This is a genomic window from Paenibacillus sp. BJ-4, assembly GCF_020404765.1.
GTDB lineage: Bacteria > Bacillota > Bacilli > Paenibacillales > Paenibacillaceae > Paenibacillus.
In genome coordinates this window covers 1-203 of the sequence record NZ_JAIVEM010000110.1, presented here as the reverse complement: position 1 = coordinate 203, position 203 = coordinate 1, and the positions used below count along the sequence as shown (strand labels likewise).

Genomic DNA, 203 nt, shown 5'->3' with positions numbered 1-203 from the left:
CCCCTTGAAGACGACGAGGTAGATAGGTTGGGGGTGGAAGTGCAGTAATGCATGGAGCTGACCAATACTAATCGGTCGAGGGCTTATCCTAAGAATAAGACGCAAGGAAGTTTCGGATCCAGTTTTCAGGGTGTAACACCTTGAAGGTAGAATTTGCAATGCAAATTCATGTTTGGTGGCGATAGCGGAGGGGTTCCACACGT

The 203-nt window shown here is 48.3% G+C and carries 1 rRNA gene; it reads left to right on the top strand.

Annotated elements, in window-relative coordinates:
• Positions 1-91, top strand: a 23S ribosomal RNA gene (locus LCF57_RS18120); the annotation flags it as partial.
• Positions 92-203 lie beyond the last annotated feature (112 nt).